The 22,692-nt window shown below is 41.4% G+C and carries 16 protein-coding genes and 1 tRNA gene; 8 read left to right on the plus strand and 9 right to left on the minus strand.

All coding sequences use genetic code 11. The features are described from left to right. Nucleotides 1-59: 59 nt before the first annotated feature. From recG to AB6N04_RS17985, 6 genes are all read right to left on the minus strand, one after another. Nucleotides 60-2,141: an ATP-dependent DNA helicase RecG gene (recG, locus tag AB6N04_RS17960; RefSeq protein WP_369309593.1), complete on the minus strand. Its 2,082-nt coding sequence runs from the start codon at nucleotides 2,139-2,141 to the stop codon at nucleotides 60-62. Between the two features lie 15 nt (nucleotides 2,142-2,156). After that, a complete protein-coding gene (gene trmH / locus AB6N04_RS17965; protein ID WP_369309594.1) occupies nucleotides 2,157-2,870 on the minus strand; it encodes a tRNA (guanosine(18)-2'-O)-methyltransferase TrmH in 714 nt (237 codons plus the stop codon). Nucleotides 2,871-2,875: 5 nt separating this feature from the next. After that, the gene (spoT, locus tag AB6N04_RS17970) at nucleotides 2,876-4,993 is read right to left on the minus strand and encodes a bifunctional GTP diphosphokinase/guanosine-3',5'-bis pyrophosphate 3'-pyrophosphohydrolase (protein ID WP_369309595.1); all 2,118 of its coding nucleotides are present in this window, start codon (nucleotides 4,991-4,993) and stop codon (nucleotides 2,876-2,878) included. Between the two features lie 19 nt (nucleotides 4,994-5,012). After that, entirely contained in the window at nucleotides 5,013-5,288 is a 276-nt protein-coding gene (rpoZ, locus tag AB6N04_RS17975) for a DNA-directed RNA polymerase subunit omega (protein WP_004262665.1), read from the minus strand. A 57-nt stretch (nucleotides 5,289-5,345) separates the two neighbouring features. Continuing rightward, entirely contained in the window at nucleotides 5,346-5,969 is a 624-nt protein-coding gene (gmk, locus tag AB6N04_RS17980) for a guanylate kinase (RefSeq protein WP_369309596.1), read from the minus strand. Nucleotides 5,970-6,685: 716 nt separating this feature from the next. After that, entirely contained in the window at nucleotides 6,686-7,300 is a 615-nt protein-coding gene (locus tag AB6N04_RS17985; protein WP_206085224.1) for a trimeric intracellular cation channel family protein, read from the minus strand. A gap of 143 nt (nucleotides 7,301-7,443) precedes the next feature. Here AB6N04_RS17985 and AB6N04_RS17990 point away from each other — a divergent pair, with 143 nt between their 5' ends. Beyond that, nucleotides 7,444-8,751 (plus strand): DUF3748 domain-containing protein, encoded by a 1,308-nt coding sequence (locus AB6N04_RS17990; RefSeq protein WP_369309597.1) that lies wholly within the window; start codon nucleotides 7,444-7,446, stop codon nucleotides 8,749-8,751. Between the two features lie 293 nt (nucleotides 8,752-9,044). On the opposite strand, the gene AB6N04_RS17995 is transcribed toward AB6N04_RS17990, so the two are convergent. Further along, on the minus strand, nucleotides 9,045-9,356 hold the full coding sequence (locus AB6N04_RS17995; RefSeq protein ID WP_369309598.1) for a YceK/YidQ family lipoprotein: 312 nt from the start codon (nucleotides 9,354-9,356) through the stop codon (nucleotides 9,045-9,047). 389 nt (nucleotides 9,357-9,745) lie between these two features. Between AB6N04_RS17995 and AB6N04_RS18000 the strand changes: the two genes are divergently transcribed. Beyond that, nucleotides 9,746-11,404, plus strand: a complete 1,659-nt coding sequence (locus AB6N04_RS18000; protein WP_369309599.1) for a putative transporter — start codon at nucleotides 9,746-9,748, stop codon at nucleotides 11,402-11,404. A gap of 338 nt (nucleotides 11,405-11,742) precedes the next feature. Here AB6N04_RS18000 and AB6N04_RS18005 read toward each other — a convergent pair whose 3' ends face one another. Both AB6N04_RS18005 and AB6N04_RS18010 read right to left on the minus strand, forming a co-directional pair. Next, nucleotides 11,743-12,999: a valine--pyruvate transaminase gene (locus AB6N04_RS18005; protein ID WP_369309600.1), complete on the minus strand. Its 1,257-nt coding sequence runs from the start codon at nucleotides 12,997-12,999 to the stop codon at nucleotides 11,743-11,745. 205 nt (nucleotides 13,000-13,204) lie between these two features. Further along, on the minus strand, nucleotides 13,205-13,768 hold the full coding sequence (locus AB6N04_RS18010) for a DNA-3-methyladenine glycosylase I (RefSeq protein WP_369309601.1): 564 nt from the start codon (nucleotides 13,766-13,768) through the stop codon (nucleotides 13,205-13,207). Nucleotides 13,769-13,970: 202 nt separating this feature from the next. Here AB6N04_RS18010 and glyQ point away from each other — a divergent pair, with 202 nt between their 5' ends. The 6 genes from glyQ (at nucleotide 13,971) to dppB (ending at nucleotide 22,685) form a co-directional block, all read left to right on the plus strand. Continuing rightward, the gene (gene glyQ / locus AB6N04_RS18015; protein ID WP_369309602.1) at nucleotides 13,971-14,879 is read left to right on the plus strand and encodes a glycine--tRNA ligase subunit alpha; all 909 of its coding nucleotides are present in this window, start codon (nucleotides 13,971-13,973) and stop codon (nucleotides 14,877-14,879) included. 9 nt (nucleotides 14,880-14,888) lie between these two features. Continuing rightward, the gene (gene glyS, locus AB6N04_RS18020; RefSeq protein WP_369309603.1) at nucleotides 14,889-16,958 is read left to right on the plus strand and encodes a glycine--tRNA ligase subunit beta; all 2,070 of its coding nucleotides are present in this window, start codon (nucleotides 14,889-14,891) and stop codon (nucleotides 16,956-16,958) included. Nucleotides 16,959-17,178: 220 nt separating this feature from the next. Further along, nucleotides 17,179-17,255: transfer RNA gene (locus AB6N04_RS18025), tRNA-Pro, on the plus strand. Nucleotides 17,256-17,722: 467 nt separating this feature from the next. Beyond that, nucleotides 17,723-19,285 carry a ShlB/FhaC/HecB family hemolysin secretion/activation protein gene (locus tag AB6N04_RS18030; RefSeq protein ID WP_369309604.1) on the plus strand — a complete coding sequence of 521 codons (1,563 nt, stop codon included), beginning with the start codon at nucleotides 17,723-17,725 and terminating at the stop codon, nucleotides 19,283-19,285. Between the two features lie 604 nt (nucleotides 19,286-19,889). After that, nucleotides 19,890-21,497 (plus strand): dipeptide ABC transporter periplasmic-binding protein DppA, encoded by a 1,608-nt coding sequence (gene dppA / locus AB6N04_RS18035; protein ID WP_369309605.1) that lies wholly within the window; start codon nucleotides 19,890-19,892, stop codon nucleotides 21,495-21,497. Nucleotides 21,498-21,665: 168 nt separating this feature from the next. After that, complete coding sequence (gene dppB, locus AB6N04_RS18040) at nucleotides 21,666-22,685, plus strand: dipeptide ABC transporter permease DppB (protein WP_369309606.1); 1,020 nt, start codon at nucleotides 21,666-21,668, stop codon at nucleotides 22,683-22,685. The last annotated feature ends 7 nt before the right edge of the window (nucleotides 22,686-22,692 follow it).

The raw sequence follows: 22,692 nt of genomic DNA on the forward strand, positions 1-22,692 counted from the left end.
GTAAAACAGGTGTTGCCGTGACAAGTTCACGGCAATTTTCGTTTTAACGGATGTGTTTTTTAAGCGTGACTATATTGTTCGCGCTCAGGGAGCCAGCGTTCAATAATTTGTTGGGCGTTATCCGGATAGTGTTGTTGGATATGGCGGGCAAGGCGTTGCACTTCTGGCAACATATACTGATCACGGAGTAAATCAGCGACTTTAAATTCGGCATTCCCTGTTTGTTTTGTGCCTAATAACTCCCCCGGACCGCGGATCTCAAGGTCCTTTTGGGCAATAACAAAACCATCATTGCTGTCTCGCAGAACTTGCAAACGTTGTTTGGCGGTATGTGTGAGAGGGGTTTTATATAAAAGGACACAATGGGACGCAATAGCCCCACGACCGACTCGTCCTCTTAACTGATGTAGTTGAGCAAGGCCCAAACGTTCGGGGTTATCAATAATCATCAAACTGGCATTTGGCACATCAACCCCGACTTCAATAACGGTGGTTGCCACGAGCAATTGAATTTCATTGTTTTTAAACGCTGCCATAATACTTTGCTTTTCTGCGGGTTTCATTCGACCATGGACTAGACCGACTTTAAGTTCGGGAAGTGCAAGTGCCAACTCTTCGCTCGTCACTTCAGCCGCTTGGGCTTCTAATAACTCGGAGTCTTCGATGAGTGTGCATACCCAATAAGCTTGGCGGCCTTCCTCTACGCAAGCTTGTCTTACGCGTTCAATAATATCACTGCGGCGTGTATCTGGAATGGCAACAGTGGTTATCGGCGTTCGTCCCGGTGGGAGCTCATCAATAACGGAAGTGTCTAAATCGGCATAGGCAGTCATCGCCAATGTGCGTGGAATTGGCGTAGCGGTCATAATAAGTTGGTGAGGGTGGAAACCTTGCTGCTCCCCTTTTTCACGCAGAGCGAGGCGCTGGTGAACGCCAAAACGGTGTTGCTCATCAATAATCACTAAACCTAAGGCATTGAACTTCACTTGTTCTTGGAAAATAGCATGGGTACCAACCACCATAGATACCTCACCGTTTGCAATCGCTTCTTGCTGTTGCTCACGGGCTTTCCCTTTTTGCTTGCCAGCCAGCCAGCCAACATTGATACCTAAAGGCTCAAACCATTGTTTAAAGGTATTTGCATGTTGTTCCGCTAAAATTTCAGTCGGTGCCATTAAGGCGACTTGTTTACCATTTTCGATGGCACATATTGCGGCTAATGCGGCAACAAGGGTTTTTCCTGATCCCACATCCCCTTGAATTAAGCGCATCATTGGCGCGTCTTTAGCAAGATCACTCTCAATTTCCGCCACAACACGGTTTTGTGCATTAGTGGGTGAGAAAGGGAGCTGCGCAAGTAACCGTGATTTGAGTTGGCCACTCGGGGTTAGCCGCTGTGCATATAAACGTTCATTACCAGCACGGATGGCTAACATACTTAAGTGGTGAGCCAGTAACTCTTCAAGTATTAAGCGTTTTTGTGCTGGGTGATGGCCTTTTTCTAACTCACTGAGTGCAACATTTGGGGGCGGGTTATGAAGTAGCCGTATCGCATCTGGGAGGCTGATCATGCCTCGGCTAAGCTCTTCAGGGAGTAGTTCTTGAATTTTACCGTTATCAAGCATGACAAGCGCTTGATCTATTATTTTACGCAACGTAGCTTGACGAACCCCTTCGGTGGTGGGATAAACAGGGGTCAGGTTTTCTTGTAACGCAATACTGGCAGTATCTTGTGATACTTTATATTCAGGGTGAATAATCTCAGGGCCTGTATTGCCACGGCGAATTTCACCGTATGCGGTCACTTGTCGGCCTTCCGCTAAGCTGTTTTTCATCGCTGCCGAAAAGTTAAAAAAGCGCAGTGTTAGGTTGCCTGTCCCATCAGTTATCAGGCAGGTCATCATACGTTTTCGACCGAAAACCACTTTTGTTTGGAGTACTTCGCCTGTGATAGTTGCAGTGGTTCCGGGGAGCAAATCTTTGATTTGATATAAGCGGGTATGGTCTTCGTAACGAAGTGGAAAATGAAGAAGTAGGTCTTGAACGGTGTTCAAACCGATTTTACGCATTTTTTCTGACTGGCTTGCACCAACTCCGTGCAGTGCGGTCAGTGAAATGGTATCAAGTAACCTATGACTCATGTTAGTTCCTTTTCATTAACCAAATTGTTGTCTTTTCATTTTTTCGGTTAGCTGCATTTGCGCCCACCAATCATCAGTGGCTTCAATTTGCCCTTGTGAGTTGATAAATGGGCGTGATAATCCTTTGCGCTTAGCCACTTCGGCTAACACAGGGTAACCCCCTTCAAATAGCCACTCTTGCTGTTCTTGTACAGATAAAATGCTGTGTTTACGGTCGTACATTCCTGCTAGCTGCCGTTGCCTTTGCGCTTCATATAATATTAAGGCAGAGGCGACAGAAACATTCAACGATTGAACCATACCTGCCATTGGAATGATGATGTGCTTATCTGCCAGCGCAAGTGCTGTTTGTGAAATCCCCGTTTTCTCATGTCCCATCATAATACAAGTTGGTCGGGTATAATCAATCTCACGAAAATCAACAGCATGTTCAGATAAGTTTGTCGCTAAGATCTGCATATTTTGCGATTTAATGTGTGCAATAGCGTCTTGAGTTGACTGATGGGAGATAACTTTTACCCAACTGTTACTGCCAGCGGCGGAAGAGACAGATAATTTAACCTGTTGGTCAGGCCAAATAGCGTGAATTTGCTGAATGCCTACGGCATCGGCACTGCGGACTATTGCCGACACATTGTGAGGTTTATGGATTTCTTCCAAACAAATTGTGAGATCTGGCTGCCGCATCGCCATCATTTGGCAAATGCGGCGGTAGCGGCGTTCATTCATAGTTGTTAGTTACGGTTTCGGCTTACTCGTAGAACATCAGGCATGATACGTATTTTACGCATCACGTTCGCCAGTTGAACACGGTTTTTGGTAGTCAGACGGATGAAAGCACAATAGACGCGACCATCTTTCTCTTCAGTATTCATGCTCTGAATGCTTGAGTTGGCATCATTAATTGCAGCTGTAAGGTTTGCTAGCGCGCCTTGATGGTTAATCATGTCTACCTTAATTTCAGCAATGAAATCGGTATCGGTTTCGTTATCCCATTCAACCGCCATAAATTTGTCAGGTTCTTTTTGGTAGCCACGAATATTACGGCAAGATTCATGGTGGATAACCAACCCTTTACCTGGGCTAATGTGAGCCACAATCGGGTCACCAGGAATTGGGCGACAACATTTTGCAAAGGTGATTAAAACACCGTCAGCACCTTTGATGGAAAGCTTATTGCGGCTCTCAATGACAGCTTGATCTTCAGGGGTACTTTGCGGATTATTTTGCAAATTACGTGCGACGACAACACTCATTGCATTACCTAAGCCAATTTCCGCGAGTAGGTCATCAATTGTGTTGAGTTTCATGCGTGCCAGTTCAGCATCGATATTACTTTGTGGAATATCGGACAGTTTATTTCCAGCTCCTAACGCATGGTTAAGCAGTCGACGACCAAGATTAATTGAGTCTTCTCGTTTTAGATTCTTCAGCAACTGACGAATTTTAGCGCGCGCTTTTGAGCTGACGACAAAATTAAGCCAAGCAGCGTTCGGACGCGCCCCTGGTGCAGTAATGATTTCAACAGTTTGACCACTCGTTAATGATTGAGAGAGTGGATACGGTTGGCGGTCAACACGTGCACCAACACAGGCATGGCCAATATCAGTATGCACCGCATAAGCGAAATCAACAGGGGTGGCACCAGTGGGTAATTCGACAATACGGCCTTCAGGCGTGAAAACGTAAATTTCATCAGGGAATAAGTCTGATTTCACGCTTTCGATAAATTCGAATGAACTACCTGCACTTTGCTGCAACTCAAGTAGACTTTGCATCCAACGTTGGGCTCTGACTTGTGCTGTGGTACCTTGTTCACCTTGCTCTTTATAGGCCCAGTGTGCCGCAACCCCCATTTCTGCCATTTGGTCCATATCTTCTGTGCGAATTTGGACTTCAACGGGAACACCATGTGGCCCAATTAAGGAGGTATGCAGGGATTGATAGCCGTTGGCTTTAGGGATGGCGATATAGTCTTTGATGCGTCCTGGGCGTGGTTTGTACAAGCCATGCATCTGGCCTAAAACACGGTAACAAGTATCCACATCTTTAACGATGACCCTAAAAGCATAGATATCCATGATGGAATGGAAACGTTGCTCTTTTTGGTGCATCTTGCGGTAGATTGAATATAGGTGTTTTTCCCGACCGCTGACACGACAGGGAACCCCGGCTTCAGTGAGCCGACCGTCAATTTCAGAGAGGATTTTTTGGATCATCTCTTTACGGTTACCACGAGCCGCTTTAACGACTTCTTTGATAACGCGATAACGGTTAGGGTAAAGCGCCTCAAAACCGAGCTCTTCAAGCTCTGTTTTTATATGATGTATACCCAGCCGATGTGCAAGTGGACTATAAATTTCAAGGGTCTCACGAGCTATACGACGACGCTTATCTGGCCGTAATGAGCCGAGCGTGCGCATGTTGTGGGTGCGGTCTGCCAGTTTGATCAAAATGACGCGAATGTCTTTAACCATCGCCATAATCATTTTGCGGAAGTTTTCTGCTTGAGCTTCTTTTTTGTCGCGAAAGTTTAGCTTATCGAGTTTGGAAACACCTTCGACGAGACCTGCGACGGTTGTCCCAAACAGTTCTTCTATGTCTTGAAATGTTGCTGGAGTATCCTCAATCACGTCATGAAGTAGCGCAGCCATCAGTGTTTCATGATCCAGACGCATCTCAGCAAGAATGCAAGCAACAGCTACAGGGTGAGTAATATAAGGCTCACCACTTGAACGGGTCTGTCCTTCATGGGCATCCCGTGCGACAACATAGGCTTGTTTCAGTAATTCAATTTGCTCCTTAGGGAGGTACTTTTGAATAACTAAATTAAGGCTCTCAAACAGATACAAGGCAGACCCACCTTAGTAATTAGCGACGACCTTCAGCGATTGCAGAAACAGCTTGCATCTCTGCGGCTTCTTGCTCTTGCTGTTCTTGGCGTTCACGCACATCCAAAATGTGACCGTTAATTAAACCTTCTTCCACTTCACGTAGTGCGATAACGGTATATTTATCGTTTTCTTCAGGAACTAAAGGATCTTTTCCACCGGTTTGTAACTGGCGAGCTCTGCGCGCTGCAACCAATACGAGGTCAAAGCGGTTACCAATTTTTTCTACTGCGTCTTGAACAGTTACGCGTGCCATAAGTGTGCTACTCCAAAAGAAATAAAAAAATGACCTGATATGATACTGAAACTATTCTCAGTCTGCTAGTAATTTGCTGATTAAAGCATCATGTCTCTGAACTTGACGCCCTAGTTTTAAGCGTTCAGTGCGGATAATGGATTGTAAATCGCCTAATGCGGTATTGAAATCATCATTAACGATAAGGTAATCATACTCGTTGAAGTGTTCGATTTCACCTACTGCTTGCGACATTCGTTTCTCAATCACTTCATCGCTATCTTGGCCTCGGCCACGTAGTCTACGATAAAGCTCATCTTTTGATGGTGGGAGGATAAAAATGCTACGCGCTTCAGGCATTCTTGCCCTAATTTGTTGCGCTCCCTGCCAATCTATATCGAGAAAAGCATCTACTCCGCTTTTTAAAACGTCTTCAATAATAGGTTTAGATGTCCCATAGTAATTGCCAAAGACATTAGCGTGCTCTAAAAAGTCACCATTTTCGACCATCTGTAAGAAATCAGTCTCTGACACAAAGAAATAGTGTTCACCATGAACTTCACCAGGTCGTGCAGCTCGAGTTGTATGTGAAACAGAAACTTGCGTGTCATACAACGGTTGTGTTTTCAATAGAGCCTGTATTAGGCTTGATTTACCCGCACCACTAGGGGCAGAAACAATATATAACGTACCTTGTATCATGATGATTTCTTGAATAGTCGAGGGTTAAACATAAAAGATGGTGATAAACCCCACATAGTATACACATACTTCTATCAACATGCAGCGATATCAATAAAACATGAATGGTAGAGAATAGAAATTTGATCTATGAGCAATTTGCGATCAGCTTCCAGAAATTAATTGTTTATTCCTGTAAATCACATTTGCCTTGCGAAGCTTTTCGCAAAAAAACATATTTTGCAGTGAAAGTTAAGCGGATTACTTTCATGCTTAAAGATAGAAAACACATTCAGAGGTATGGAGTCATTAATCACTTACAATGAACTGTACTCATAAGGAATTGTTATGGTCTATTTTATGGATAAATTGAGAGACAACTTAACCTTTTTTAGCGGTAAAAATCAGCAGCAAAGATACACAGCCCCGAGTCATAGCCGACTGAGTAATGAAACTTATGGCCAATTAGGGCATCAATGGCAATCTTTACGTCGATGTTAGCAACTCTTTGAAGTGCTACCAGAGGCGGTGTAGCCTAAAACGTACATCTTGTTAAATCCCCAGATTCTTATGTAGGACTAAAAAGTTAACAGAATCTAGGGATTATGATTGAGTCGGTTTACATCGTGAAATATGGCTACAACCTAAAGTGGATGGCGTGGCGCTCAGTCTCGTCTATCTCAATGGTAAACGGGTTTTTATTTAGGCATGGTCAATTGGCTCAACAAGAGGGGCAATTAATCTTGGTTTTCATAGTTGAATATGGGTAATCCAAGTCTGTAGCGAATTGCAATTAAGCGCGCACTTAGCCCAACGACGAGGGTTATAATAACAACAATATCTTGCGGGAGTGGGGTTTGCAATAAGCCAATATAGATCCACGCGGCGGCAAAAGAGACCCCTGCATAGACTTCTTTTTGGAAAACTAGAGGGATAGTATTACATAGCATGTCTCTGAGAACACCACCAAAGACACCTGTAATAACAGCAGCAATTGCCGCAATAATAGGGCTATAATTCATATCGAGAGCAATTTGAGCACCAAGGATAGAAAACACAATTAACCCGATGGCATCTAAAATAAGAAACAGCCGACGTAAGTGTTTCATCATCGGTGCTATCCAGATAGTCACGACAGCAGCGCCAGCAACAGTTAGGATATATTCAGGGTGTGCGACCCAGCCTAACGGGTAGTGCCCAAGTAAGATATCACGTACTGAACCACCGCCAATAGCAGTTGCTGAGGCAATAATAATAACACCGAAGACATCCATTTTACGTCTACCGGCAGCAAGGGCTCCTGTCATCGCTTCAGCGGTGATACCAATAATATAAAGCACACTTAATAACATAATGGTTTTATTCAATGCTAAGGTTATTGCTAAAGGGTAATATTACTTTAGTAATATCTCGACTGAGATTTTCTAGTATCAGGAAAAATAGATTAGTTAAAGTAATCCGATAGCTATATTAAATGATGTGAAAGGATAACAGATTGAACAATAAATTACCTTATAAAGAAACACGTTTAACGAATGATAAGCGTAGCCATCAACTTACTAACATTAATGTATGGACACCTGATAGCCAGTGGATAGTTTATGATGTTCGTCCAAGTGGCAGTTCATTTACTGGATTATCAATAGAAAAAATTCATGTAAATACATTGCATGAGGTTGAAATTTACCGAGCTGAACATGGTGCTCACGTTGGTGTTGTCACCGTAAGCTCACAGCAACCTCCTCAGTATGCCTTTATTCATGGTCCAGAATACCCTGACGAACAATGGCATTATGACTTTCACCATCGTCGCGGTGTGTATGTTAATGATGATCAATTAAATGTTGCTCACTCTATTGATGCGATGTGTATTTCACCACCTTATATTGCTGGTGCTCTTAGGGGAGGGACGCATGTTCATGTATATAGCCCAGATGGTAAATGGCTAAGTTTTACTTACAATGACCATGTGATGCATGAATTAGATGCTAAGTTAGATCAACGAAATGTTGCTATTGCTGTACCTGCTGGCGTGGTAAATATTGAGCCGAAAAAGCATGAACGTGAATATAATGGTGACTATTTTTGTTGTGTTGTGACTGAAACAGCAGTGGAACCTAAGCCTGATAGTGATGAAATTAGCCGTGCATATGAAGAAGGATGGGTCGGGCAACGCGGTTACCAAAAACAGGATGGACAATGGCAAGAAAGGGCACTTGTTTTTATTGGGGATACACATGCTTTGAATGGAACAGTCGTTCCTGAAGTTTTTATCGTGGATTTACCTGCACAACCTGAAGATTGCATGATCGCAGGAGAAAAACCACTGCAAGGTACGCAATCTTGTCTGCCTGCACCACCAAAAGGTGTTTACCAAAAGCGTCTTACTTATACTCACCAACGTAAATATCCTGGTTTAGCAAAACAGCCTAGGCATTGGCTTCGTACTTCACCTGACGGTAAATCCATTGCTTGTTTGATGCATGATGATGTTGGCAATGTGCAACTGTGGTTAGTTGATATTTTAACAGGGGCGTTAAACCAAATTACGCATGGTGATTTTTCGATACAATCTGCGTTTAATTGGGATAGTAAAGGTGAACATATCTGCTTTGTTTATGATAATAGCGTGACTATTTGCCATATCGCGACTCAAACATTAACGAGATTAACTGAGCGAACGGAACAAGCTCCTGTCGCTGATGCAGTCGTATTTTCACCGAATGACAAACTTATTGCATTTATGCGAGATATTGATGGTTTTAGGCAACTTTATATCGTAGAGACAGGGCTATCTTGTTAGCATTTTATTGGCGATTAACTCTATTTATGAATAAAAACAAGGCTGCAAGCCTTTTTATTCATTAATGGCTTTATTTTACTCTGAATAATATTCTGATTATTTTAATTTTTAACAATAAAATTTTAAAATTGGGATATTTAATATAGGGGCATTTTAGTTAAGTTGTGGTTGTATATTGTTTTTTCAAAATAGAATAATAAGAATATGTGAAATTAATAAATAGAAAATAACTAAGGTGCTAATTATTCAACTTTTAAATTAGCGATTGAAATTTCCTTTTAATCTTAAAGGCATTACTCTGCTTTTTCTGTTTTATCAATATCTTCTAGTCGTTTTTTAGGTGAGTCTTTTTTTCCATCATCACCCGATTTTGCATAATCTAAAGGGATTAAAAGTGTATCCATAACAACAGAAAATGGGAGGTCAAGAGCAAGGAGAGGCCTAACTACCCAACCCGTCTCATCATCTTTAATCATTTTGATGCTATTTCTAGATCCTGGGTAATAGCCGTCGGAAGGACCTGCATGAGTCATAATACTTGAACAACCGTTTAAAAATAATGGCGTGATAAGAACGAACAATTGTGCTGCATTTAAACTCGGCATATGGTGGTTAACCTATATTTTGTTGGTTATTCCTAATTGACTCATCATATCGAAAAACAAAAAATTCACAATCGTGACATTGCATTATTATTTAATTAAATAACATACATTTTCTTAATTAATACTTAATTATATCCCATAGATGAAAGTTGTTTCTTTTTTGTGTTTATTTTTATCAGTTGTGAAGGATTTAAGCAAAGAAAGAATGATTATTTTGATATTTGTTATCAATCTGAAAATTCAAAGACATAGAGATTTTAATTCATTCTAAAGTGTGCTCTGTGCCACATCTTACTCTTTTTCTATTTGGCATAATCGATTCAGTAGTATGTTTTATCGCCGATTTGGGCTTGGTTTGTGGGTAACTTGTCGTCAAAAGGATGCGGTCTATGAGTGAATTAGCTCTTACTGTAAGTTTGTTGGCGTTGGCTGCCGCTCTAGGGTTATGGATAGGAAACTGGAAAATCCGTAATGTTGGATTGGGGATCGGCGGTGTTCTTTTTGGGGGGATCATTGTTGGGCACTTTGCCCAAAGTTATGGTTTACAACTTAATAAAGACATGCTGTATTTTATCCAAGAATTCGGTTTAATTTTGTTCGTATACACTATTGGTATTCAAGTAGGTCCTGGTTTTTTCTCCTCACTTCGTGTTTCCGGGCTGAAGCTAAATGGTTTCGCATTAATGATCGTGGTTTTAGGTGCAATAGTTACAGCCATTATTTATAAAGTTGCCAATATTCCACTCCCCATTATTCTTGGCATTTTTTCAGGGGCGGTTACAAACACCCCATCACTCGGTGCAGGTCAGCAAATTCTTACAGATTTAGGTTCAGATCCAAACCTTGTCGGACAGATGGGAATGGGATATGCAATGGCGTATCCCATGGGGATTTGTGGAATATTGCTGGTGATGTGGTTAGTGCGGATTATCTTTAGAATATCAGTTGATAAAGAAGATGCTGCCTTTAATAGTACAAATATCCAACAGCGCGATACATTGCAAACCATGAATATTGCGATCCGCAATGCCAACCTTGATGGTTTAATGATGCAAGATATTCCATTGCTTGGTAGTGAAGCCATTGTTTGTTCAAGGCTAAAACGTGGTGACATGTTGGTAGTTCCGCAGCCAACAACGGAAATTCATTTGGGTGATTTACTGCACGTTGTTGGACAAAAAGATGATTTAAATAAAGTGCGCTTGATACTCGGGGAGGAGGTTGATGCTTCTTTGTCGACATCGAGTTCTATTTTGCATTCTGTTCGTGTGGTGATCACTAATGATGCGGTGTTGAGTAAGAGACTCAAAGATCTGAACTTAAAACAAAAGTACGATGTTGTTGTCACTCGCTTAAACCGAACGGGGATTGATTTAGTTGCGAATAATAATTCAGTACTGCAATTCGGTGATATTTTAAATATTGTTGGACGACCGGAATCCATTGAAGCGGTTACCGCGCTGCTGGGAAATGCCAAACAAAAATTACAGCAGGTACAAATGCTACCTGTGTTTTTAGGGATTGGACTTGGTGTGGTACTTGGGTCAATCCCTGTTTTTGTACCTGGTTTCCCTGCGGCATTAAAACTGGGGCTTGCTGGTGGACCGCTAGTTGTCGCGCTTATCTTAGGACGAATTGGGACAATTGGGCGCTTGTATTGGTTTATGCCTCCAAGTGCTAACCTTGCTTTAAGGGAACTTGGTATTGTGATGTTCCTTGCAGTTGTTGGGCTAAATTCAGGTGGTGACTTTATTAAAACACTGATTAACGGTGATGGATTAACATGGATTGGTTACGGTTTACTGATTACGTTTATTCCCTTATTTATTACAGGCATTGTCGCAAGAATATTTGGCAAAATGAATTATTTAAGCCTATGTGGTGTATTGGCTGGCTCAATGACTGACCCTCCTGCACTTGCATTTGCCAATAATATCCATCCAACTAGTGGTGCACCAGCGCTGTCTTATGCAACTGTCTATCCATTAGCGATGTTTTTACGGATTATTTCCCCGCAATTACTCGCAATCCTATTTTGGGCTATTTAATTCTTAACATGCTAACGCTCTCTCGATTTGATGGGAGCGTTTTTATTTTCAATTGAAATATTAAAATTATTGAATATTCAATTAGATGGTGAGTTATGGCTGGGGTAGAAAACAAGATAGTAAAATGAAGTATCCGAACATATAGCGGCTAAAAGTGCTTTTGTTCAAGCTATAACCAAACAAAAAAGATGTTCTAATAGATTTGAATGATATTCGTATTGAAAAAGTGATTTGATTTCAATTACGGAGTTCTCGCTAATTTTTTGCCCTTCCTATTTGAAAGGGCTTTTTTTATTTTAAATTAGCTAATGTTTTGTTTTTAATCATTTTACAATGATCTAGCAAGTCACTTCTTGGTATGCCTTTTCTAACTCTTCAGCTAATATTTTGATCCCTTGCTCAATTTTTTCAGGCTCAGGAACATAATTCATTCGCATGCATTGGTGTGCATGTGACCAATCTTGTTCGATACCAGGGAAGAAATAGTGACCAGGAACCATCAATACCCCACGTTTTTTCAAGCGTTGGTATAACTCTAAGCTATTAATCGGCAGATCTTTAAACCATAGCCATAAGAAAATAGCGCCTTCGGGTTTGTGAATCAGGCATTTATCTTCGGGTATATAACGGCGAATGATCTCGATAGCCTCTTCAACACGTTGTTTGTAGAAAGGACCAATGACATTCTTAGATAGCGAGATTAAATCATCCCGTTTTAGCATTTCTAAGGCAAGAGCTGGACCAATACCGCCAGGGGCAAGGCTGATAATACCGTTTACATTACTGACTGCTTCAATAAGTTCTTCATTGGCGATAATGATACCGCAACGTGTGCCGGGTAAACCAAGCTTAGATAGACTCATACAAAGAATGACATTTTCATTCCAAAATGGCGTCGCTTCACTAAAGATAATCCCTGGGAAAGGAACGCCATAAGCATTATCTATCAGTAGCGGAATATTATGTTGTTTTGCTAATCGATCTAAGTGCTCAACTTCTTCATCAGTAATGACATTCCCTGTCGGGTTTGTTGGGCGTGATACACAAATAACACCAATGTCATCAGTGACTTCTAATGTATTAAAGTCAACGCGATATTTAAATTGGCCATTAGGCAAATATTCGATTTGTGGTTTATTAGCAACAAATAGGTCATCATCAAGACCTGAATCCGCATATCCGACATATTCAGGAGCAAGAGGAAATAGGATCTTACGGGTGATACCATCTTCAAAGCGACCGGCTAGCAAGTTAAATAGATAGAAAAAAGCACTTTGGCTACCATTGGTTAGTGCAATATTTTTCGCACTGATGTTCCAGCCTAGTTGTGCTTTTAGCGTTGCCGCAAGCGCTTTCAACATGGCATCTTTACCTTGAGGACCATCATAGTTACATAAGGTGTCCGTCAGTTGGCCATTTGCACACATTTCAGTTAACAATTCTTGGAAGTATTTATCCATCTCGGGAATATGAGCTGGATTACCGCCGCCAAGCATGATCGAGCCAGGGGTTCTGATGCCCTCATTCAAGTCTTTCATTAATAATGAAATCCCTGAATTTTGAGCGAACTTATTACCAAATTTAGAAAGTATCATTGCATTTATTCACATATGTCTATTAGGTTGTTAATGGAATTTAAAACATACTCTGCCCAATCCTAGAGTTCAACCGCTTATTTTTATTTATTTTTAACATAAAATATGCCAAATAGCGAAATAAATAGATATATTGTTTTAATTGTTAATGTTTTGATAGTTTATTTTTCTTTGCTACGGAGGTGAGCCATCTATAAATTCTGAATTATTTAAATTGGCAACAATTAATTAAGTGGTCATTTATCATGCCAGTTGCTTGCATGAAGGCATAACAGGTTATTGAACCTACAAACTTAAATCCTCGCTGTTTGAGTGCCTTGGAGAGTTTTTTTGAGAGCTCTGTTTCCGCAGGAACTTGGGATGGATTTTGCCATTGATTTATCATGGGTTGCCCGCCAACAAACTGCCAAATAAAGGTCGAAAAATCTTCCCCGTTTTCCTTCATCGCTAAATAAGCTTTTGCATTTGCGATAATTGCATTGATTTTTAAACGATTTCTAATGATGCGTGTGTCTTGCATTAGGCGCTCAACATCTTGTTCACTCATTAATGCAATGCGTTGGGGATCAAATTGATAGAATAACGCACGGTAACTGTGGCGTTTTTTTAAAATTGTGTACCAGGATAACCCTGCTTGCTGCCCCTCTAGGCAAATCATTTCAAATAAATAATGGTTATCATAATTCGGTTGACCCCATTCGTTATCATGGTAGGCAATATATTCAGGATCTTGATTAACCCAATGGCAACGTGTCGGTGATGTACCCATTTTTCATCCTTTTTACAATCACAATCAACTTGCGTCAAAAAACAAGGTATTTATACTGTATAAATAACCAGTTTAAAAGGGATGAAAGTATATTTTTTTATTTTTAGAATAAATACAGACATATTCAATGCTGTATATCTGTCGGTCAAAGGGTATACTGGCGTACTTTCATTAAATTTAACGTATCGCGTGCGGATCTAACATGCAAAAGTTTGATACCAAAACCTTCCAAGGTCTTATCCTGACATTACAGGATTATTGGGCGCGTCAAGGCTGTACCATTGTTCAACCACTGGACATGGAAGTCGGCGCAGGAACCTCTCACCCAATGACATGTTTGCGTGCATTAGGCCCTGAGCCTATTGCTGCGGCTTATGTCCAACCATCTCGCAGACCAACTGATGGTCGCTATGGTGAAAACCCAAACCGTCTGCAACATTATTATCAGTTTCAGGTGATCATCAAACCATCGCCAGATAATATCCAAGAATTGTACCTTGGCTCGTTGAAAGAGTTAGGGGTAGATCCAACTGTTCATGATATCCGCTTTGTTGAGGATAACTGGGAAAACCCAACACTAGGTGCTTGGGGATTGGGTTGGGAAGTCTGGCTAAACGGCATGGAAGTGACGCAATTCACCTACTTCCAACAAGTTGGTGGGCTTGAATGTAAACCAGTAACAGGTGAAATCACCTATGGTTTAGAACGTTTGGCGATGTACATCCAAGGTGTCGATAGCGTATACGACCTCGTGTGGTGTGATGGCCCGTTAGGTAAAACTACTTACGGTGATATTTATCACCAAAATGAAGTTGAGCAATCCACCTATAACTTCGAATATGCAAATGTCGATTTTCTCTTCAAATGTTTCGAAGAATATGAAAAAGAAGCACAGCATTTGTTAGCGCTGGAAATCCCACTTCCATTGCCAGCTTATGAACGCATCTTAAAAGCGGCTCATACTTTCAACTTACTGGATGCGCGTAAAGCCATTTCTGTTACTGAACGCCAACGCTATATTTTACGAATTCGTACCCTGACTAAAGGGGTTGCTGAAGCATATTATGCTTCACGTGAAGCGCTGGGATTCCCTATGTGTCATAAGAACTAAGAGGCTGTCATGACCCAACAGACTTTCCTTGTGGAAATCGGCACCGAAGAGTTACCGCCGAAGGCTCTTCGTTCATTAGCTGAATCATTTGCGGCAAATTTTACTGCAGAACTTGATGGTGCTGATATCGCTCACGGCGCAGTAACTTGGTTTGCTGCTCCGCGTCGTTTGGCGCTTAAAGTTGCTGATTTAGCCGCATCACAACCGGATCGCGAAATTGAAAAACGCGGTCCTGCCATTGCTCAAGCGTTTGGCGCAGACGGTCAACCTACTAAAGCAGCTGAAGGTTGGGCGCGTGGTTGTGGTATTACCGTTGCTCAAGCAGAACGTTTGACGACAGATAAAGGCGAATGGTTATTGTATCGCGCTCAGATGAAAGGCCAAGCCGTCAGCGAATTGCTGGTGGATATGGTTAGCCGCTCATTAGCGAAATTACCTATTCCTAAATTGATGCGTTGGGCAGATAAAGATACACAATTTGTGCGTCCTGTTCACACTGTAACACTGTTACTGGGTAGCGATGTCATTGATGGCGAAATTTTAGGTATCAAAAGTGCTCGTACTATTCGCGGTCATCGCTTTATGGGTGAAGCTGAGTTTACTATTGATAATGCTGAGCAATATCCAGCTATTTTACGCGAACGCGGTAAAGTAATAGCGGATTACGAAGAGCGTAAAGCGGTTATCAAAGCAGATGCAGAAAAAGCCGCACAAGCGTTGGGCGGTAAAGCAGACTTAACGGAAAGCTTATTAGAAGAAGTTGCTTCATTGGTTGAATGGCCAGTTGTATTAACAGCAAAATTTGAAGAGAAATTCTTAGAGGTTCCTTCAGAAGCGTTGGTTTATACAATGAAAGGTGACCAAAAATATTTCCCTGTTTATGATAATGCAGGCAATTTAATGCCTAATTTCATTTTCGTAGCCAATATTGAGTCTTCTGATCCGCAACAAATCATTTCTGGTAACGAAAAAGTTGTTCGTCCTCGTTTAGCCGATGCTGAGTTTTTCTTTAAAACCGACCGTAAACAACGTTTAGAAGATAATTTACCACGCTTAGAAACGGTATTGTTCCAAAAACAATTAGGGACGCTGCGTGATAAAACTGACCGTTTAGAAGCTTTATCGGGTTGGATTGCAAGTAAAATTGGTGCAGATGTCAATCATGCCACCCGTGCGGGGTTATTAGCAAAATGTGACCTTATGACCAACATGGTATTCGAATTTACCGATACACAAGGTGTCATGGGGATGCATTATGCACGTCACGATGGTGAATCAGAAGATGTTGCATTAGCGCTTAAAGAGCAGTACCAACCCCGTTTTGCGGGTGATGAACTCCCGTCTACTGATGTATCTGCTGCATTAGCACTCGCTGAAAAAATGGATACATTAGCGGGCATCTTCGGGATCGGTCAGCATCCAAAAGGGGATAAAGACCCATTTGCTTTACGCCGTGCTGCATTAGGTGTTCTGCGTATTATTGTTGAAAAAGGGTATCAGCTTGATTTAGTTGAAATGACTGAAGAAGCTGCACGTTTATACGGCGATAAGTTAACCAATAAAGACGTGGTTAATGATGTGGTTGAATTTATGTTAGGTCGCTTCCGCTCTTGGTACCAAGAGTTGGGCTACAGCATTGATACAATTCAAGCCGTATTAGCGCGTCGACCAACACAACCTGCAGACTTTGATGCACGTGTGAAAGCGGTAACTCACTTCCGTTCATTGGAAGAAGCACAGGCACTTGCAGCGGCAAATAAGCGTGTTTCGAATATTCTGAGCAAATCAGATGAAAAATTATCGGATACGGTTTTAGCATCTGTGCTGAAAACACCAGAAGAAGTGAAGCTTGCTACACATGTTGTTGTTCTGCAAGATAAGCTAGCGCCAATGTTTGCGCAAAGGAACTATCAAGACGCCCTTGCTGAGCTAGCCTCTTTGCGTGATGTTGTTGATGAATTCTTTGAAAATGTGATGGTAATGGATGAAGACCAAGCGGTTAGAGTAAACCGTTTGACGCTTTTAAGCCAGTTACGTGAGCTATTCTTAAAAGTGGCAGATATTTCGTTACTGCAATAAGGTTAAATTGCACATTTAACACACGGTTAAATGGTTTTTTATAAAAGTTAATCTGCTTGATAAATAAGCGCTAAATTGTATTTAGCGCTTATTTTTTTAGCCTATTTTGTTTAAAAGCTAATAAACCTTACCATTTTGGTGGTTTTATCAGCAGATGAATGGAATTCGATAAAAATGGGTTGACGCCCCCCATTCTTGGCAGTATTATTCACACCGTTTTCGGCGAGTAGCGCAGCTTGGTAGCGCAACTGGTTTGGGACCAGTGGGTCGGAGGTTCGAATCCTCTCTCGCCGACCAAATTCCAAAACCCACCTCATTAAGGTGGGTTTTCTCGTTTTAGCCCTCTCATATTTAATTTTCCTCGATATGTTTTCAGACTAACTTTGGTTGTAATGCATCACTGTGTTTGGTGTGATAGCTCCTACGGTTTGAGGTCCCCTCATGAGTTACGTAACGGTAAAACTTATTTATTAGGGGCTGTTTATCTTTGCTGCTGATTTTTACAGCTAAAAAGGTTAATAAATAATCAAAAAAAGGATAAATATATCCGTCGTGCTAACTGACGACGATTTGAATCAACTATTGTCCCTAAACGCTGCCCTACGGGTTCGATTAAAGCACGTTTCACTCATTTAATGCTGCGTTGAGAGGCTCTTGCCTAAAATGGCTTTAATTCGAATAAAAATTGACCATCAAAGATAAACAGCCCCTAGCACGGTCTTTATTCGGTTAATAAAGGCATTTTTCATGACAAGGAGTCGTTGATGAAAACCAACTACGTTAACTCACGCATTGTTATCTTTTTATTAGCCATAGTGATGGTCACTTTACCGATATCAATATGCAGTGCAGCACCTAAATATCCGGATACTCATATACAACCCTCTATCTCATCTCCTTGTGTGGTCATTACACTTTTTCAGTTAGCGGGTATCGAAAAACTGCCTAATATAACGCCGAAACAGGTTAAGGTTTGGCAACGAATGATTGAAGGGCAATGTATTGGTCATGCAGAGTTGCTTGCTTATGCTGATTATATTAGCGCAGAGTTCGCTAGGGCTGGCTATTTAACCTCTTATCTATCTTATCCGGAACAATCATTGTCATTAGGTATTTTGCAGGCAGAAGTCATTACGGGAACCATTTCAAACGTCCTCGCGCAAGGAGGATCTCATCTATTTCCATTTAAAACAGGTGATGTTCTCAACCTGCGTCATATTGAGCAAGGCTTGTACAATCTGCAAAACTCGGTTTTGATTCCATATCGTATAGAGCTAGTGCATGGCTCACATAATCAGCATGGGACTGACGTTATTGTTATTGGAAAAAACCAGCGTGAATGGAGTGGTTCGTTATCAACGGAATATCGTTCTATTAAAGGAAGTAGCAGCACAACTGCTAATCATGTCCTAACTTTGGCTAATCCATTGCGAATTAGTGATTTGCTCAATATTCATTATTCTTTAGGTTACTCGCAGGGAAATAAGCGACAAAGCCTTGCAGTTAGTTATTCAGCCCCTTATCGGTACTGGTTATTTTCTCTCTATGGCGATTATCAAAATAGCCAATCATGTATAGATCTTGATGATATTGAGCTGGATTTACAACAACATCAAAAAGCCTTATTACTCAATACACAATATATATTAAGTCGTACAGAAAATTCGCTGTCATCACTGATTTTCGGCTCGAAAATTCAAACGATTGATACATTTTTAGCCGGGCAGCGGCTGATGACACAAAGGCGGTTAGCAAGTTATTCGACTGGGGAATTTATTTATCAGAGAGATTTTCGACAAGGTCATGGGGAGATCTCTTTGAAATATATGCAAGGAAATAATTGGTTTGGGGCGAATGCCGCGCAAATTACCAAGCTAAAGCCGGCTCAAATCTACCAATTATCTTTCACATCAGGCTGGAGAAACCCATCTGTTTATTATCAGAATGGTTTAGATATTCAATTGAGCCGCGCTGAAGTTGACAGCATGTTAGAACGAGGCTCTTTTATTGGGCAACATGGCGTACAGGGCTTTTTAAGTACAGAGCGTGTGGAGATGGGAGACAATAGTTTAAAGCTACACAATGAATTCAGTTGGGATATACCGTGGAAACGAGTCCAGTTATATAGCTCTATTGGGCTGGGAACAACGTCAAATGATAGAGCAACATTTTGGCGAAAGAACATGCTAGTCGGTTGCAAGTTTGGTGTAAGGGGGGCGGTCGGTGCGGTAGCTTATCATGTTTTCTTTGAAGCACCACTTTGGCAGGTTAATCAAGTTGTTGCTAATACACTTCACTCAGGCTTTCAACTTAGTATTAATTATTAATCAATAGGTTAATATCAGTGTGGGGATGTTATTTAATGTATTAGGTAATTGTAGGTTTTATCAACAATATCGCAGAATTTTGTGTATACAACCTAATGGATTAAAAAGCATCGGGAAATATTATTTTATTCTTTAAGTTATCAGTTGGTTAAGATTATGTTGAGTGAGGGCAGTTGAATGTTTTTAATGTGGATAAAAAATAAACCAAATAATAACATACTAAAATAATTTCAATGCCTATTTCCTTTAGTGTTTTATTTCACGTCCTGTTGGGTAAAACGCTATATTCGTTCAGTAATTCAGCACTTAATCACAAATATAAAAATAAATAACCGCAGCATAAAGCACTAACCATTACTAATAATATGGTTATAATGCCTATTGGTTGTTTGGTTTGCTGATATTTTAGCCTGAATTGACCTGTTAATTGTTTCTAATATGTTACGGGTTTTGTGTGTGGTAAGTTAATGTGGCTATTGACGAAGTGAGTGACAGTTGATTAATTGCTCAATGAATAACAAAAAATACAGATACTATTTCTGTCATTTTAATGACGGGGTTAGTCGTCGAGCAAAAACAACATGAATACCACAGGAGCATACAGATGCGCTCTATTAAAAAAACAGGTCTACTTTCAGTAGGATTAACGTTAGCAGCATTAGCGGTGTCGGCATCAGTACAAGCTAAAACATTAGTATACTGTTCCGAAGGTTCGCCAGAAGGCTTTAACCCTCAATTATTTACGTCAGGTACCACATACGATGCCAGTTCAATTCCACTGTATAACCGTTTAGTTGAATTTAAACTAGGTACGACTGAGATTGAGCCGGGCTTAGCAGAAAGCTGGGAAGTGAGTGATGATGGTAAAGTGTATACTTTTCATCTACGCAAAGGCGTAAAGTGGCACTCAAATAAAGAATTCAAACCAAGCCGTGATTTTAACGCGGATGATGTTATTTATACTTTCATGCGTCAAAAAGATGCAAACCATCCATACCATAAAGTGTCAGGCGGTAGCTATGAGTACTTTATGGGAATGGACATGGATAAAATTATCGATAAAGTTGAAAAAGTCGATGATAACACAGTAAAAATTACACTGACTCGTCCAGAGGCTCCGTTCTTAGCCGATATGGCAATGGACTTTGCGTCCATCCTGTCTGCTGAATATGCAGACCAAATGTTAAAAGCGGGAACGCCAGAAAAAGTTGACTTAAACCCAATCGGTACGGGGCCTTTTGTCCTGCAACAGTATCAAAAAGACTCTCGTATTCTGTATAAAGCCAATGACCAATATTGGGGCACAAAGCCGAAACTTGATCGTTTGGTGTTCTCGATTACGCCGGATGCATCAGTGCGTTATGCAAAACTGCAAAAAAATGAATGCCAAGTCATGCCATATCCAAATCCGGCAGACTTAGAAAGCATGAAACAAGATAAAAACATTACCTTGTTAGAACAGCCGGGTCTGAATGTGGGGTATCTCTCTTATAATGTAGAGAAAAAACCATTGGATAACCAAAAAGTTCGTCAAGCGCTATCGATGGCAGTGAACAAAGATGCGATCATCGAAGCGGTTTATCAAGGTGCAGGTCAAAAAGCGAAAAACCTGATCCCACCAACGATGTGGAGCTACAACGATGCGGTGAAGGATTACGAGTATAATCCAGAAAAAGCGAAAGCATTACTCGCAGAAGCAGGTTTCCCAAATGGTTTTGAAATTGATCTGTGGGCAATGCCAGTCCAGCGCCCATATAACCCAAATGCACGCCGCATGGCAGAAATGATCCAAGCGGACTGGGCGAAAATTGGCGTGAAATCAAAAGTAGTTAGCTATGAGTGGGGTGAATATCTCAAGCGTGCTAAAGATGGTGAGCCGCAAACAGTTATGATGGGCTGGACTGGTGACAATGGGGATCCAGATAACTTCTTCGCAACGTTATTTAGCTGCGCAGCGAAAAAACAAGGATCAAACTATTCTAAATGGTGTGATGAAGGTTTTGAAAATCTGATCCAACCTGCGCGTATGACGGCAGATCATGACAAACGTGTTGAACTGTACAAGCAGGCACAAGTGGTCATGAATGAACAGGCTCCAGCGCTGATCATCGCTCACTCAACAGTGTTTGAACCAGTGCGCAAAGAAGTGAAAGGCTATGTGGTTGATCCACTCGGTAAACACCACTTCGAAAACGTCGACATTGAGAAGTAATCGTATCTAATCTGTCTATGCCCTTCGTTGCTGGTTTGGAACGAAGGGCGTTTTCTTCTTTAAAAGAAGCAGAGAAGTTCAGTTGTTTGTGAGCACCCGGAAAAGTCATTTTCTGAGTAGCCAAACGGACTAAGAGCCGTCAACGGCATTATTAAAGAGATTCAGGATATGCTGCAATTTATCCTCCGACGATTGGGGCTTGTGATCCCCACGTTTATCGGTATTACATTACTCACATTTGCTTTTGTCCACATGATCCCTGGGGACCCAGTCATGATCATGGCGGGTGAAAGAGGGTTATCTCCCGAAAGACACGCCTATTTAATGGCTGAGTTAGGACTTGATCAGCCACTATGGAAACAATACCTGCATTATATTAATGGCATATTTCATGGGGATTTAGGGATTTCTCTAAAAAGTCGCATTGGTGTATGGGAAGAGTTTGTCCCACGCTTTTTAGCAACTGTTGAATTAGCCACTTGTGCCATGATTTTTGCGATTTCTGTCGGGATCCCTGTCGGGGTACTCGCCGCCGTTAAACGCGGATCGATTTTTGATCACACCGCAATAGGCCTTTCCTTAACAGGTTATTCAATGCCTATTTTCTGGTGGGGGATCATGCTTATCATGTTAGTGTCGGTACAACTAGACTTGACGCCTGTTGCAGGGCGGGTTAGCGACACTGTATTCCTTGATGATTCACAGCCACTCACTGGTTTTATGCTTATTGATACCTTGATTTGGGGTGAGAGTGGTGATTTTGTTGATGCATTAGAGCACCTTATTTTACCTTCTATTGTATTGGGAACTATTCCATTAGCCGTTATCGTGCGAATGACGCGTTCTTCAATGTTGGAAGTGTTGGGGGAAGACTATATCCGTACCGCGAGAGCGAAAGGCTTAGGGCGAGCACGAATTATCCTTATTCACGCTTTACGTAATGCGTTATTGCCAGTAGTCACGGTTATTGGCTTGCAAGTCGGGGTGATGTTAGCGGGCGCTATTTTAACTGAAACCATTTTCTCATGGCCGGGGTTAGGGCGCTGGTTAATCGAAGGGCTGCAACGTCGTGATTACCCTGTTGTACAAGGTGGCGTGCTGCTAGTGGCCACATTGATTATCTTTGTTAACTTAGTGGTCGACGTGCTGTATGGCATCGTAAACCCACGAATTCGTCATAAGAAATAAGGAGCGC

The sequence above is a fragment of the Providencia rettgeri genome (assembly GCF_041075285.1).
Lineage (GTDB): Bacteria > Pseudomonadota > Gammaproteobacteria > Enterobacterales > Enterobacteriaceae > Providencia > Providencia rettgeri_G.

Excerpts from the sequence above, each read along its gene's own strand:
- recG (WP_369309593.1), bottom strand. The coding sequence starts at position 2,141 with ATGAGTCATAGGTTACTTGATACCATTTCACTGACCGCACTGCACGGA.
- trmH (WP_369309594.1), bottom strand. The coding sequence starts at position 2,870 with ATGAATGAACGCCGCTACCGCCGCATTTGCCAAATGATGGCGATGCGG.
- rpoZ (WP_004262665.1), bottom strand. The coding sequence starts at position 5,288 with ATGGCACGCGTAACTGTTCAAGACGCAGTAGAAAAAATTGGTAACCGC.
- gmk (WP_369309596.1), bottom strand. The coding sequence starts at position 5,969 with ATGATACAAGGTACGTTATATATTGTTTCTGCCCCTAGTGGTGCGGGT.
- AB6N04_RS17985 (WP_206085224.1), bottom strand. The coding sequence starts at position 7,300 with ATGTTATTAAGTGTGCTTTATATTATTGGTATCACCGCTGAAGCGATG.
- AB6N04_RS17995 (WP_369309598.1), bottom strand. The coding sequence starts at position 9,356 with ATGCCGAGTTTAAATGCAGCACAATTGTTCGTTCTTATCACGCCATTA.
- AB6N04_RS18000 (WP_369309599.1), top strand. The coding sequence starts at position 9,746 with ATGAGTGAATTAGCTCTTACTGTAAGTTTGTTGGCGTTGGCTGCCGCT.
- AB6N04_RS18005 (WP_369309600.1), bottom strand. The coding sequence starts at position 12,999 with ATGATACTTTCTAAATTTGGTAATAAGTTCGCTCAAAATTCAGGGATT.
- AB6N04_RS18010 (WP_369309601.1), bottom strand. The coding sequence starts at position 13,768 with ATGGGTACATCACCGACACGTTGCCATTGGGTTAATCAAGATCCTGAA.
- glyQ (WP_369309602.1), top strand. The coding sequence starts at position 13,971 with ATGCAAAAGTTTGATACCAAAACCTTCCAAGGTCTTATCCTGACATTA.
- glyS (WP_369309603.1), top strand. The coding sequence starts at position 14,889 with ATGACCCAACAGACTTTCCTTGTGGAAATCGGCACCGAAGAGTTACCG.
- AB6N04_RS18030 (WP_369309604.1), top strand. The coding sequence starts at position 17,723 with ATGAAAACCAACTACGTTAACTCACGCATTGTTATCTTTTTATTAGCC.
- dppA (WP_369309605.1), top strand. The coding sequence starts at position 19,890 with ATGCGCTCTATTAAAAAAACAGGTCTACTTTCAGTAGGATTAACGTTA.
- dppB (WP_369309606.1), top strand. The coding sequence starts at position 21,666 with ATGCTGCAATTTATCCTCCGACGATTGGGGCTTGTGATCCCCACGTTT.